9 protein-coding genes are annotated in these 14,339 nt (G+C 55.6%); 3 read left to right on the plus strand and 6 right to left on the minus strand.

The window, feature by feature from the left end; genetic code table 11:
* Positions 1 to 58: 58 nt before the first annotated feature.
* Positions 59 to 2,209 (minus strand): adenosylcobalamin-dependent ribonucleoside-diphosphate reductase, encoded by a 2,151-nt coding sequence (locus tag BJL95_RS22930; protein WP_071160889.1) that lies wholly within the window; start codon positions 2,207 to 2,209, stop codon positions 59 to 61.
* A 447-nt stretch (positions 2,210 to 2,656) separates the two neighbouring features.
* On the opposite strand from BJL95_RS22930, the gene BJL95_RS22940 reads away from it, so the two are divergent.
* On the plus strand, positions 2,657 to 2,980 hold the full coding sequence (locus BJL95_RS22940; protein ID WP_064024978.1) for a hypothetical protein: 324 nt from the start codon (positions 2,657 to 2,659) through the stop codon (positions 2,978 to 2,980).
* A gap of 4 nt (positions 2,981 to 2,984) precedes the next feature.
* On the opposite strand, the gene BJL95_RS22945 is transcribed toward BJL95_RS22940, so the two are convergent.
* The 5 genes from BJL95_RS22945 to BJL95_RS22965 all read right to left on the minus strand — a co-directional run bounded on the left by BJL95_RS22945 (position 2,985) and on the right by BJL95_RS22965 (position 11,490).
* On the minus strand, positions 2,985 to 7,208 hold the full coding sequence (locus tag BJL95_RS22945) for a DEAD/DEAH box helicase (RefSeq protein WP_071160891.1): 4,224 nt from the start codon (positions 7,206 to 7,208) through the stop codon (positions 2,985 to 2,987).
* An 81-nt stretch (positions 7,209 to 7,289) separates the two neighbouring features.
* Positions 7,290 to 8,177, minus strand: a complete 888-nt coding sequence (gene sucD / locus BJL95_RS22950) for a succinate--CoA ligase subunit alpha (protein ID WP_071160892.1) — start codon at positions 8,175 to 8,177, stop codon at positions 7,290 to 7,292.
* A 9-nt stretch (positions 8,178 to 8,186) separates the two neighbouring features.
* On the minus strand, positions 8,187 to 9,368 hold the full coding sequence (locus BJL95_RS22955; protein WP_071160893.1) for a malate--CoA ligase subunit beta: 1,182 nt from the start codon (positions 9,366 to 9,368) through the stop codon (positions 8,187 to 8,189).
* A 125-nt stretch (positions 9,369 to 9,493) separates the two neighbouring features.
* Positions 9,494 to 10,447, minus strand: a complete 954-nt coding sequence (locus BJL95_RS22960) for a CoA ester lyase (protein WP_064024973.1) — start codon at positions 10,445 to 10,447, stop codon at positions 9,494 to 9,496.
* Between the two features lie 431 nt (positions 10,448 to 10,878).
* Positions 10,879 to 11,490 carry a hypothetical protein gene (locus BJL95_RS22965; RefSeq protein WP_071160894.1) on the minus strand — a complete coding sequence of 204 codons (612 nt, stop codon included), beginning with the start codon at positions 11,488 to 11,490 and terminating at the stop codon, positions 10,879 to 10,881.
* 747 nt (positions 11,491 to 12,237) lie between these two features.
* Here BJL95_RS22965 and BJL95_RS22970 point away from each other — a divergent pair.
* The gene (locus BJL95_RS22970; protein ID WP_071160965.1) at positions 12,238 to 13,677 is read left to right on the plus strand and encodes an SIR2 family protein; all 1,440 of its coding nucleotides are present in this window, start codon (positions 12,238 to 12,240) and stop codon (positions 13,675 to 13,677) included.
* Positions 13,678 to 13,729: 52 nt separating this feature from the next.
* Positions 13,730 to 14,212: a TIR domain-containing protein gene (locus BJL95_RS22975; protein ID WP_071160895.1), complete on the plus strand. Its 483-nt coding sequence runs from the start codon at positions 13,730 to 13,732 to the stop codon at positions 14,210 to 14,212.
* Positions 14,213 to 14,339: the final 127 nt, after the last annotated feature.

Genomic DNA, 14,339 nt, shown 5'->3' on the forward strand with positions numbered 1-14,339 from the left:
GTCGTGTTGGGTTACGCCCTTCGGCTTTGCTCAGGGCTAACCCAACCTACATTTTTTATCAAAACTTGCCGTAATAGCCTTCCTTCAACGCATCGAACAGATTGGCGGCGGTGTGGATTTCGCCGTCGTATTCCACTTCCTCGTTGCCTTTGAATTCCACCACATGACCGTCTTCCAATGTGAACTGGTAGGTGGTGTTTTCCAGGTCGGACTCTTTCACCAACACGCCCTGGAATACTTCCGGGTTGAAGCGGAAGGTGGTGCAACCTTTCAGGCCTTGTTCGTAGGCGTATTCGTAGATCGACTTGAAGTCTTCGTAGGGGTAGTCGGTCGGCACGTTGGCGGTCTTGGAAATCGACGAGTCGATCCAGCGTTGCGCGGCGGCTTGAATATCGACGTGCTGTTTCGGCGTGATGTCGTCGGCGGCGATAAAGTAGTCCGGTAATTGCTGTTTCGGATCGTCGCTGTAGGGCATCGCGTCCGGGTTGACCAAGTGGCGGTAGGCCAGGAGTTCGAACGAGAACACGTCGATTTTTTCCTTGGACTTCTTGCCCTCGCGGATCACGTTGCGCGAATAATGATGGGCAAAGCTGGGTTCGATGCCGTTGCTGGCGTTGTTGGCCAGGGATAGCGAGATGGTGCCGGTCGGCGCGATCGAACTGTGATGGGTAAAGCGGCAGCCGGTTTCGGCCAGTTGCGCCACCAGTTCCGGCTCGACTTGCGCCAGCTTTTGCATGTAGCGGCTGTATTTGGCGTGCAACACCTTGCCGGGCACCTGGTCGCCGAGCTTGTAGCCGTCGGCTTTCATTTCCGGGCGTTTGTGCAGCATTTCGCCGGTCACTTCGAACAACTGGTCCATGATCGGCGCCGGGCCTTTTTCCTTCGCCAGTTCCAGGCCGGTTTTCCAGCCCTCCACGGCCATGACTTTGGTGACTTCCTCGGTGAAGTCCAGCGACTCGGCGTTGCCGTATTTCAGGCCCAGCATCGTGATCGTCGAACCCAGACCGAGATAGCCCATGCCGTGGCGGCGCTTGCCGGTGATTTCGTCGCGCTGTTTTTGCAGCGGCAGGCCGTTGATCTCGACGACGTTGTCCAGCATGCGGGTAAAGATGCGCACGGTCTTGCGGTAGTCGTCCCAATTGAAGCGGGCTTGCTCGGTGAACGGTTGTTCGACGAAGCGGGTCAGGTTGATCGAGCCCAACAGGCAGGAGCCGTAAGGCGGTAGCGGTTGTTCGCCGCAGGGGTTGGTGGCGCGGATGTGCTCGCAGAACCAGTTGTTGTTCATCTCGTTGACCTTGTCGATCAGGATGAAGCCGGGTTCGGCGTAATCGTAGGTCGAGGACATGATGATGTCCCACAGGCGGCGGGCCGGCATGACTTTGCTGATCCGGCAGGCCACCAGACCGGCCTCGTTGACCACGTAACCTTTCTTATTGGGCAAATCGCGCCAGATCACTTTGGCGCCATCGTTCAAATCCAACTGGTCGGCGATCTGTTCGCGCTCGGTAATCGGGAAAGACAGCGACCACGGGCCGTTGTTTTTGACCGCTTCGACGAATTCGCTGGTAATCAATAACGACAGGTTGAATTGGCGCAGTCGGCCGTCCTCGCGCTTGGCGCGGATGAAGTCCACCACGTCCGGATGGGCGACGTCGAAGGTCGCCATTTGCGCGCCGCGCCGGCCACCGGCCGACGATACCGTGAAACACATCTTGTCGTAGATGTCCATGAACGACAGCGGGCCGGAAGTATAGGCGCCGGCACCGGACACGTAGGCGTCGCGCGGCCGCAAGGTCGAGAATTCGTAGCCGATGCCGCAGCCGGCTTTCAGGGTCAAACCGGCCTCGTGGACCTTATGCAGAATGTCGTCCATCGAATCTTCGATGATGCCGGACACGGTGCAATTGATGGTCGAGGTAGCGGGCTTGTGCTCCAACGCGCCGGCATTCGACACAATCCGCCCGGCCGGAATCGCGCCCTGGCGCAAGGCCCACAGGAATTCCTTGTAATGCTGTTCGCGCAAGGCCTTGGTTTTCTCGACATCGGCCAACGCGCGGGCAACCCGCTTGTATGTGTCGTCGATACTGGCGTCGATGGCCTTGCCGTCCTTGGTCTTCAAACGATATTTGCTGTCCCAGATGTCCAGGGAAGCGCTTTGCAGCGGAATATCGGTATCGGTGGACGGTACAACGGAAAGTTTTGCGGTCATGCGCGGATTCCCTTTTGGTCTGATGGTTACTGGACGAACCCGCTCGTCGGAGCGAGTTTCACAAGCCGACAAACGCGCCGCCGCGAACCGATAGTGTCCGAACCGGCGAACTCGGCGACGTTTGTGCTTGTAAGATATTGATGTTTATTACGAATTAACGCGAAGACACTGTGCGGGCTTGCGCCACTGCATGTAGTGCCATTTGAAAAATGTTAGCACAATATATTGTGATGCCGGCAGAACTTTTTACGCTACGCCCGAGGAAAAACGCGCAGCCTTTTCAGTTCAAGGAGTTAGCGTGCGCAGTTGAAACCGAATCGATTTCCCGGTTAGCCGGCAGGGTTAAGAAAGGTTTAATGGTAGCGACTAAAATGGGCCCGCCGGCTTGAAGCAAGCCGGCGCCCGGCCGATAGGCCGAGCTCACTCAACTCACGAGGAAAACCACCGATGAACAACATCGCCAAGATTGTTAGCACGACCGCCCTGTTGGCGGCGATCGGGTTCTGCCAACCGGGCGTGGCCGGCACGCCACGCATCGATCAGCGCCAAATCGATCAAGAACGTCGTATCGAACAAGGCGAAGCCTCCGGCGCGCTGACCACCCGCGAAGCCAATCGTCTGGAACATCAACAAACCCGTATCGAACGCCAGGAAGCCAATGCCAAGGCCGACGGCGTGGTGACGAATACGGAACGCGCCCGCTTGACGCATCAACAGAATAAGGCCGATCGGGCGATCGCTCGCAAGAAGCACAATCTAAGGCGACAATAAGCCGCTATGCGACTTCGGCCTTCATCAAATCCAGCAACTCGTTGGCCGTGACCTTGCCGCTCAAGTCGGCGCCATCCAACAGACTATCGGCCAGGTCGCGCTTGTGGCCATGCAGCGCGACGATTTTTTCCTCGATGGTTTGCTTGGCGATCATCCGGTAAATCGTTACCGGCCGCTGCTGGCCCATCCGGTGGGCGCGGTCGGACGCCTGATCCTCGACCGCCGGATTCCACCACGGGTCCATGTGGATCACGTAATCGGCGGCGGTCAGGTTCAAACCGACGCCGCCGGCTTTCAAACTGATCAAAAACAGTTCGCCTTCGCCGCGTTGAAAGGCATCGACCCGCGTCTGGCGTTCCTTGGCCGGCGTGGAGCCGTCCAGATACTGGTAACGAATGCCGCGCCGCTCGACGTATTGCTTGATTAATTGCAAATGATCGACGAACTGGCTGAACACCAGCGCCTTGTGTTTGTTATCCAGCAATTCGTCGACGATCTCGCCGAAGGCGGCCAATTTACTGCTGGGCAGTGCCAGATCCGGGTTGACCAACTGAGTGTTGCAGCAACTGCGCCGTAATTTGGTGATCGCGGCCAGGATCTGTAGATGGCGTTGGCCGGCCGGTCCTTCCGCCGCGCTGAGCACGCGCAGACTGTCGCGGCGCAAGGCCTCGTAATAGGCGGTTTCTTCCGGACTGAGTTCAACGTAAATCGGGATTTCGGTGCGCGGCGGCAACTCCTGCAACACCTGAGTCTTGGTCCGGCGCAGGATGAAGGGCTGGATCAATTTCTTCAAGCGAAACCGCGCTTCGGCGCTGCGTTCGCGTTCGATCGGTCCGGCGAAGCGCTGATTAAATTGTTCCAGCGAGCCGAGCAGGCCCGGATTGATGAAGCGAAACAGATTCCACAGCTCGCCCAAATGATTTTCCAACGGCGTGCCGGTCATGATCAACTTGAAGCCGGCCTGTAAATTCATCGCGCCTTGGGAGCGGCGAGTGGCTACGTTTTTAATGGCCTGCGCCTCGTCGAGAATCACGGTGCCGAACTCGATTTTCGCCAGCATCTCGGCCACCTGCTCCTGCTGCAACAAGCCGTAGCTGCAAATCAGCAGATCGAAGGCTTGCAAATTTTCCAGCAAGCGCTGGCGGTCGCCGGTACCGAGCACGATAGGGTTCAGAGTCGGCGCGAAGCGGATCGCTTCGTTCTCCCAGTTGGCGCACACCGAGGTCGGCGCGACGATCAAGGCCGGTCCCAGCGGCGCGCGCTCGACCAGCAAGGCCAGACCCTGCACGGTCTTGCCCAAGCCCATGTCGTCGGCCAGACAGGCACCCACGCCCCATTGCGCCAGCCGCGCCAGCCAACGATAACCGTCCATCTGATAGTCGCGCAATTCGGCCTGAAAGGTGGACGGCACTCGCGGCTGGTAATCGCGGGACGCCTGCAAGCGCTGCATGTGCGCCTGCCAATGCTGATCGGCCTTGAAGCCGACCTCGTCTTCCCAGTCTTCCAAGGTCAGCGCCGCCAGCGGATTGATGCGGACCTTCTTGCCGCTAAGATCGGCGTAGGCTTTCAAATCTTCCAGACGGCGGCGGAATTCGTCGGTCAACGCGATGAACTGGCCGTCCTTCAGTTGCAGAAAACGGCCTTCGCGGTTGTCGAGCAAACCCAATAGTTGCTGCATGTCCAGCACGGTGTCGTCGCCGACTTTCAGCTCGCCCTGTAGGCTGAACCAATCGTTGTCGCGCTTGATTTGCAGGCTGAGGCCCTTGCCGCTGGAATGACCCAACACCTTGAACCGCACGCCTTCCGGCCATTCCAGAATCGCCTGACCCTCCGGCAAGGCCTGGATTTGCAGCAGCAACTCCAGACAGGTTTCCGGATGATCGAGCAGCCAGTCGCCGGCGCTGTCGCGCTCGCCGTCGCCGAGAATCGGACAGGCATCCAGCACCGCCTCGGCCCGGCGTTTTTCCAAGCGCAGATTACGCGCGGCCTGCAAGGCCTTGCCGTCGATCTCGGCCAGCACGCTTTCGCCGCCCTGGCCGGGCTGAAAATAGGCGCCGCCATTGGCGAAGGGCCGCACCAGCAAGGCTACCCTCAATCCTTCGCCATGCGGCAACAAATGTAGGCGCGGGGTCGGATCGGCTTCGACCTGCTCGGCGCTGCTGGAACTGCCGCCGATGTCGGAATGCACGGTCAGCAACCCGGAAATGCCGGTCAGGGTTTGCAACACCCGCTCCTGGGCGGACATCGGCACTTCCAAGCCCTTGGGGCCCAACACGCCGTAAATTTTGTGGTGCTCGGCGGTAAATTCCACCACCTTCAAGCGGGTCGGCGCTTCCTTGGCGATATAAAACTTTTGCTCGAAACCGGGCGCCGGCTCCAGACTGATCTTGATTCGGTCGTCCTTGCCCAACTTCTTGACCCGCAATTCCGCCTCGCCCTTAACGATTTCGACCCGGACTTCCGACGCGTCGGCCCAAAACACCAAGGGATGGCCGATCAAGGCTTGCGGCGTGCCGGCGTCGAACGCGAAAAAAGTGTTGCTGCCGTACCAGCCGCTATCGCGGTATTCCTTGATGTGGGCGCAGATTTTCAGGTCCTGGTCGGTCAGGTAATCGAAACCGGCGGTTTCCTGGGCCAGGCGCTTCAACGCCACCGCCCGGCCCTTGCTCCAGCCGCCCTTGCCCTGCTGTTTTTGCTCGCGCGGCTCGATTTCGATACGGTGATTTTTCTCGTCGTGACTGATCAGCCAAACCAGCCGCAATGCCTTGTCGCTGGCGGCCGCGTCCGGCTTTTTATCGGCCAGCGGCAAATTCAGCAGCGCATCCAAGGCCACTTCCCAATCGGCGCGACTGACGAACAACGTGCTCAGCGCGGTCCGACCTTCCAAGAAACCCGCATCCCATTGCTTGGCGCGCGGCAAGTCGATACCGGCGAAGATCTTGGCCAGCTCCGCCGCCGGCCAGCGATAACCGTTGGCCAGTAAATGACTGTAGAGCTTCTGCTCCAACGGATCGACCTTATCGACAAAGTCGGTTTTGACCCAGGACTTGATGACCAACAACAACACGTATTGAAACAGCGACGTGGCGTGCACGCCGTCCGGCGTGCCGCTGTCGCGAAAACCGCCGCTGAGCCGAAACGGCAGCTCCAGCCGCAACAGTTGATCGCGAACCGACAGGTCGCCTTGCAAAAACTGGTTGAAGACCGCCAGATAGTGATAGATGCCTGTCCAAGGACCGCCCAGCTTGCCGGCTTGATTCAGCAAGGTCGCCAATTTGGCGCGCTGCTTGGTGTCGCCGTATTTGAGAATGGCCAGCGGATAAAACACCCCCGCCAACCCGTAAAAGTAAATGTTGCGTTGGCCGCTGAGCTTGCGAAACGCCGCCAACGCCTTATCGTAACCGGTCAGCGCGGCGGAAGCTTCGCCACGCAAAAAAGCCAGCATCGCCGCGACCGCCTGCAACTCGGGATCTTCGGTACCCCGCACCGCGCCGGCCACGCCGTCCCAGTCGCCCTCCAACAACTTCAACTCCAGTACCACCCGCGGCAACAAGGCATCCTCGCGGCCCTTGTCGGTATCCAGCAAATGCCGGTAAAGCTGTTGCAAGTCGGAGTTGGCGTACAGATAAACCAACTGGTGCATCGCCGCGAATCCGGCCATTTCCAGTAATAGCGGGCCGTGTTGGCGGGCGAATCCGGCCAAGTCCAGCGGATTCAGAAACCAGGACAGGTATAAATCGATCGGGTCCGGAATTTTGCCGGGATAGTGATCGCCGATCTTCAAACATTGCGCGACTTGCGCGTAATCGCCGCGATGAAAAAACAGTCTGGCCTCGCGGATGCAATCGTCGACGCTGTTATAGCGGTAATAACCGTGACCGGGCGGATTATGGGTGGTGACGACGGCCGCGTAGCGTTCGAATTCGTTGTCGTCGACCATTTGCCGAACGATCACTTCCGCCAGGGTCCGCGAACAACGGGTACCGCCGGGCCGGGGATTTTCCTCGAGCAACCCGGCGGCGATCAGCGGCTTGATCCTGGCCTTGACCGACTCGGACTTCAACACCTTGCCGCCTTCCTTGATACCCAAACTGGCCAGGCATTTAGCCAATGTGGTTAACGAACAGTATCCGTAATACAACGCCAGCAATTTCACGATCGTCTGGTGTTCGGCCGGCAGACGGCGGTAATGGTCGAGACACTGGCCTCGTTGCGATGCGGATGTCATAACTCGGATCTAAGCAAAAGGAACATTGGAAATAAAAAAGCCCGCATCCCGCGGGCTTGGTGGCGGCTGGCCCGGCCGGATTTACAGCTTGGCCAGTACTTTGGCGATCGTCTCGCCCATTGCCGCCGGTGTCGGCGCGATGGTCACGCCCAGTTCTTTCAGCCTTTCGACTTTCTCCGCCGCCGATTCGCCGGTCGAGGAAATAATCGCGCCGGCATGGCCCATGCGGCGGCCCTTCGGCGCGGTCAGACCCGCGATATAGGCCACCACCGGTTTACTCATGTTTTCCTTGGCGAATACGCCGGCTTCGACTTCTTGCGGTCCGCCGATCTCGCCGATCATCATCACCACCTTGGTCTCCGGATCTTGCTCGAAACGCTCCAGAATGTCGCGGTGCGAGCTGCCGTTAATCGGGTCGCCGCCGATACCGACCGAGGTCGATACGCCGATGCCCAGCACCTTCATTTGGTCGGCGGCTTCGTAGCCCAGCGTGCCGGAACGGCCGACGATGCCGACGCTGCCGGGAATGTAAATGTGGCCCGGCATGATGCCCAGCATCGCCTTGCCTGGGCTGATGGTGCCGGCGCAGTTAGGCCCGGTCAACACCATGCGTTTTTCCTTGGGGAATTTGCTCAGAAAGTTTTTGACCTTCATCATGTCCTGAGTCGGAATGCCGTCGGTAATCGACACGCAGTATTTAATACCGGCGTCGGCGGCTTCCATGATCGAATCAGCGGCGTAAGCCGGCGGCACGAACACGATGCTGGCTTCGGCGCCGGCCTGTTCGACCGCTTCCTTGACCGTGTTGAACACCGGCCGGCCCAAATGGGTTTGACCGCCCTTGCCCGGCGTGATGCCGCCGACCACGTTGGAACCGTAGTCGATCATTTCCTGGGCGTGAAAGCTGCCGATCTTGCCGGTAAAGCCTTGAACGATGATGCGGGTGGATTTATCGATGAAAATTGACATAGTGTTTCCTTATCCTTGCTCGGCCACGACTTGGTTGCGCGCGGCGACGGCTTTTTCGGCGGCTTCCGCCAAGGTATCGGCGGTAATGATCGGCAATCCGCTATCCTCGATGATCTTGCGGCCCTGCTCGACGTTGGTGCCGGACAAGCGCACCACCAGCGGCACTTTCATATCGATGTTCTTGACCGCTTGGACGACGCCCTCGGCGATCCAGTCGCAACGGTTGATGCCGGCGAAGATATTGACCAGCATGGCTTTGACGTTTTTGTCCTGCAACACCATCCGGAAGGCTTTTTCGGTACGCTCGGCCGAGGCGCCGCCGCCGACGTCCAAAAAGTTGGCCGGCTCGCCGCCCGCCAGTTTGATCATGTCCATCGTCGCCATCGCCAAACCGGCGCCGTTAATCATGCAACCGATGTCACCGTCCAGGCCGACGTAGCTCAAGCCGCGGTCGGCCGCCGCCATTTCGCGCGGATCTTCCTGGGTCTTATCGCGCAACTCGGAAATTTTTTGACGGCGGAACAAGGCGTTATCGTCGAAACCCATTTTCGCGTCCAGCGCGATCAATTCGTCGTGACCGGTAATCACCAGCGGATTGATTTCGATCATATTGGCGTCCAGGTCGCGCATCGCCCGGTAACAACCTTGAATCAATTTAACCGCTTGCGGCACTTGGTCGGCGGTCATGCCCAACGCGAACGCCATCTCGCGCGCTTGAAAATCTTGCAAGCCGACGGCCGGCTCGATGTGGATTTTCTTGATCGCATCCGGGTTGGTCTCGGCCAGTTCTTCGATTTCCATGCCGCCTTGCGCCGAGCCGACCATGACGATGCGCTCGTGGGCGCGGTCGATCAGCAGGCTGAAATACAGTTCCTTGACGATGTCGGCGCCGGCTTCGACATACAGGCGCAAACATTGTTTACCGGCCGGACCGGTTTGATGGGTTACCAAACGTTTGCCGAGCAAGGCTTCGGCGGCGGCGCTGACGTCGTCGTGGGTTTTGCACACCTTGATACCGCCGGCCTTGCCGCGCGCGCCGGAATGAATTTGGGCCTTGACGACCCAGACGTGGCCGCCGATTTCGCGCGAGCGTTGCACCGCGTCTTCCGGACTGTAAGCCAGACCGCCCTCGGCGATTTTCACGCCGTATTCCGCGAGCAACTGTTTTGCTTGGTACTCATGAATGTCCATGGGTTCTCTCGTGATATTAGAAAATGTAGGTTGAGTTAGCGAAGCCTAACCCAACATTTAAAGCCTTCGTGTTGGGTTAGGCCCTTAGCCTTCGCTCAGGACCGACCCAACCTACAAGAATTGAATTATTTAGTTTTCGCGGCGATCGCTTCGGCGGCGCGCACAATGTTGTTGGCCATCCGTTCGGACGCGGCGTCGATCAAACGACCGTCCAGCGCGGCGGCGCCCTTGCCTTGGGCGGCGGCTTCCTTCAAGGCTTGCAAGATACGCTTGGCTTTTTCAACTTCGGCCGGCGGCGGGGTGAACACTTCGTTGGCCAACGCGATTTGCGACGGATGGATCGCCCATTTGCCTTCGCAACCCAGCGCTGCGGCACGGCGGGCGCCGGCTTTGTAGCCTTCCGGGTCCTTGATGTCGCCGAACGGACCGTCGATCGGCCGCAGGCCGTAAGCCCGGCAAGCCACCGTCATCCGGCTGATCGCGAAATGCCATTGGTCGCCCGGATAATCCGGATTCAAACCGCCGATGTTGACGGTACGGGCGCGATTGCTGGCCGCGTAATCGGCGACACCGAAATGCAGGGCTTCCAAACGGCCGCCGATGGCGCCCTGCTTGGCGATGTCTTCGACGTTGGCCATGCCCAACGCGGTTTCGATCAAGGCTTCGATACCGATTTTATTGGTCAGGCCTTGCTGCATTTCCAACTGGCTCAGCATCGCATCGACCATGTAAACGTCGCTGTAAACGCCGACCTTGGGCACCAACAGGGTTTTGATTTTAGCGCCGGCCTGCTCGACCAGATCGACCACGTCGCGCACCATATATTGAGTATCCAGACCGTTGATCCGCACCGACAAGGTGATGCCGTGGCCTTCCCAGTCCAAGTCGTTGATGGCTTGGATCACGTTTTTACGGGCTTGCAGCTTGTCGTCCGGCGCGACCGCGTCCTCCAAATCCAGGAAAATGAAGTCCACACCGCTTTTCAGGGCTTTTTCGAACATGTCCGGATTGGAACCCGGCACCGCCAGTTCGCAGCGTTGCACGCGTTGCGCGTTGGCTTGGTAAAGAGTGTGGCTCATGAATCAATTCCTAAGGTTAGTGAGAGAACGGCTGTTTTTGCTGTTCCGGCAATGATTTAAATAGCCAGCCATTTTACTTTCGGGACGTGCAAAGTCAACGCTTGCGGACGGATGCGCGCACTACCATGGAGCAAACGCCGACGCCCCCAGCCAGCGGTCCGTGCGCACCGACTGCCGGTAGAGTAAATGGCTTGGCCTGAAAATCGCCGGTTAAAACGCCGGCTAGCGGTGCCGCGATGCCAGCGATTGCGAGTGACGTGGAGATGGCTGCGCCAATAGGCTTAGCGCCGGCCGGGATTTCGTATGACCGCGGGGAGTCGAATGGGGTTAAACAAGACCGACAAATTCATTTTTAGGATGCACGACTAATCTCAAGTCACGCCTGGGCGAGACTGCGAGCATGGCCCAGGCGACTTAAATGCCCCCGGCAGTCACGGCGCGCAATTCACTACCAGCTCCTGGCTGTACTGGCCGACTTCCTGGTCCTTGGACATGAACACGGCGGTGTAGCGGCGCAATTCCGGCTTGCCGGGCGTCAGCAGCGGCCGGCGATCGACGAAGGGCGAGACGGTGGCGCGGCCCAGCAACACCCAGTCGGTGTCGATGTCGCGCTGGCAATAAATATTCACGCCGTCGCTGCGATTTTTCACAAAACTCAGTACCACCACCCCACCGGTTTGATCGTTGCCGCTCAATTTGGGGTTGGCCGTGGACAGATCGCCGGCCCGGCTGCTGCTGTCGATACCCAATTGCGCGCCGATACCGTCGGTGTAATTGGCGCGCGCCTTGATGCGCCGCACTTCCGCCCGAATCAGGTTTTCGGATACTTGGCGGCTGTCGCTCTTGTCGGCGGTCGCCTGCTTGGCGAGTGCGGCGGCGTTGCCGGCCAGCCGCGACTTATCGTGAAAATCGGCGTTCGCCGCCGTCAGCGCCGCCAAGTCGGCGTCCGCCACGCCGTGTTCGGGTTTCAGATTGGCCAGGAAATGGTCGAACCAGGCCAGAAAGTCGTGATCGGCATTCGGGATAAACGTGGATTTGGGCATGTTAAATTCCTTGATGAATGAATTGAATCCGCCCACCTACTCCAGTTTCGCCACCGGCAACGCCCGCGACGAGGGTATCGGCGTTTCCACGCCGTGTTTTTATGTTGGAAACACGTCCTTCCGCTGTCTAGTGACGTGCTTCCAAGGTTCCGTGACGTGCTTCCAGGCTTCCGTGACGTCCTTCCAACGTTCCGTGACGTGCCTCCAGCGTTCCATGACGTCCTTCCAACGTTCCGTGACGTCCTTCCAGGCTTACGTGACGTGTTTCCACGGCTCCGTGAAACCCGAATCGCCGGAAGCCTTGCCGGCCGTGGCCTGCAGCGGTTTTCCCCCAACGTTGGAAACACGTGTAAAAACCGTTCCGGGACGGGCAAGCAAAGCGGCTTACCGCCAGCCGCTTTGTCATGCGTCTCTATCCGTTCGCCAGGGCACTAACTTAAGCAGTGCAACTAGCGGCACAACCGAGGCGCACTATCCTTGAATGACCGAAAGGATAGTCCATAAATTGAAAACAGCATAGAATAGACGCTAACGACTTCGCATAGGCATTTTTCCAAGCGCTATGCTTGCCGCTCGTTGTGTTCAGGAAGTTTAGCGGGCGACTTGCGACACGTTGCGGTTTATTGCTCCGCCTAGTTCAATGACAGCAATTTGATGTTTACCGGCCAAATCCACTTGTCTCTGTTGATATACAGAAGGGGAAATCATGCGATATTATCAGAATATAACCATCAAAGGATAAAAATCATGGCATTTAATAGAGACATAGAAGCCTTTATAAAGAGTTTTGTAAAAGACCTCGCGGAAAATAACGTTGCAATTTTTGCTGGTGCGGGAATGTCAAGAGAGGTTGGTTATGTTGACTGGCAAGAGTTGTTAAGAGATATTGCCGATGAAGTTGGATTGAAGGTGGAAAAAGAGCATGATTTAATATCATTGGCACAATATCATGCAAACGAACGAGGAGGAAAAGCAGGTTTAACTAGAAAAATATTGGAGGAATTTTCAGAGCAAGCAGAGCCCTCGAAAAGCCATAAAATCTTAGCTCGACTTCCAATTACAAGTTACTGGACAACGAATTACGACACTTTAATTGAGGATTCATTGAAGGAAGCATTAAAGGTTGTTGATGTAAAGCACCAAGTAAGGCAGTTAGCAAATACTAGACCGAAAAGAGATGTTGTTGTTTATAAGATGCACGGAGATGTTCATCACCCAAGCGACGCCATCCTTACAAAAGAGCAATACGAATCTTACTTTAAAACACATGAGCATTTTATTGTTGCATTGGAAGGAGACCTAGTTTCAAAAACCTTCCTTTTTATTGGATTTAGTTTTACTGATCCAAATCTTGATTATGTGTTAAGTAGGCTAAGAATTAGGTTTGGAGAAGATAAAAGGCAACACTATTGTTTTATAAAAACAGAAACAAAATTGGACGAGGATGATGATGAGATATTTTCTTATAAGAAGAGGAAGCAGCAACTCAGAGTTAATGATTTAAAAAACTATGGCATTAAGGCTCTTTTGATTGACGAGTATAGTGATATACCTAATATTTTAAGGGAGATAGAGAGTAGATTTAAAAAGAAAACAATATTTATATCCGGGAGTGCCGAGGATTATGGATATTGGGATAAGGACAATTCTCAGAGTTTTATACATTCACTCAGTAAGGCTGTGGTTTCATCAAATTATAGAGTCGTCAATGGTTTTGGTTGGGGCGTTGGTAGTGCTGTTATCAACGGGGCGTTGGAGGCTGTATATGAAAAGCCTAACAAATATTCAGAAGACCAGTTGATTATGAAGCCTTTCCCTCAGTATGAGACGGGAGGCAAGAAACTGCCTGAGCTTTGGGAGGAATACCGTCAAAAAATGATTGCATTGGCAGGGGTTGCTATCTTTATTTTTGGGAATAAAAAAGACGCTTCTGGAAACGTAGTTCTTGCTAATGGGGTAAGAAGAGAGTTTGATATTGCAGTTTCTCAAGGGGTTATACCAATTCCTGTTGCGGCAACTGGATATATGTCAGAAGAGCTATCAAAAGAGGTTATAAGTGATGTTGATAGATACTATGGAGGGTGTGATTCAGTTGTACCACTAATTAAGGAGTTGGCTTCTGAGAAGCTTGAGCCAAATGACATTATACAAAAAGTGGTAAAGATTATTGATATGATAAACAAGTAGCTTAGGGTTCAGATGCAGTACACTAACATTTATAACACTAGAGGATAAAGAGATGGCAAAGAGACAGGTGTTCTATAGTTTTCATTATGGAAACGATGTTTTGCGCGTTCAGCAGATTAGGAATATCGGTGCATTGGAGGATAATAAGCCTGTATCTCATAATGACTGGGAAACCGTTAAAAAAGGAGGCGACAAAGCCATTGAGAAATGGATAGATGATAATATGAATTATCGCTCCTGTGTTGTTGTGTTAATCGGCGAGGAAACCCACAAAAGACCTTGGGTGAAATACGAAATAGAAAAAGCTTGGAAAGAAGACAGGGGGCTGTTAGGAGTTTATATTCATAATATTAAAGACCCAAATACTGGTACATGCAAAAAAGGAACAAATCCTTTCGCTCAATTTACATTTAAGGACAAACAAGGAAATGTAAAAACAATTCCATGTAAAGACCCAAAATCAACTGATGCATACAACGACATCAGAAATAATTTGGAAGATTGGATTGAAGAAGCGATTGAAAATGCCAAGTAACATTGGCAAAACAGGTTAAGCTTAATCCTTAAAAACCTTGTAGCCCGGTGGGCACGGCTTTTTGTGCCCACCCTTCATCTGCTAGAAGCACTTAGCCGGACGATCAACAATTAAAGAGCCGTCCGCT

The organism is Methylomonas sp. LWB (assembly GCF_001856095.1).
Lineage (GTDB): Bacteria > Pseudomonadota > Gammaproteobacteria > Methylococcales > Methylomonadaceae > Methylomonas > Methylomonas koyamae_A.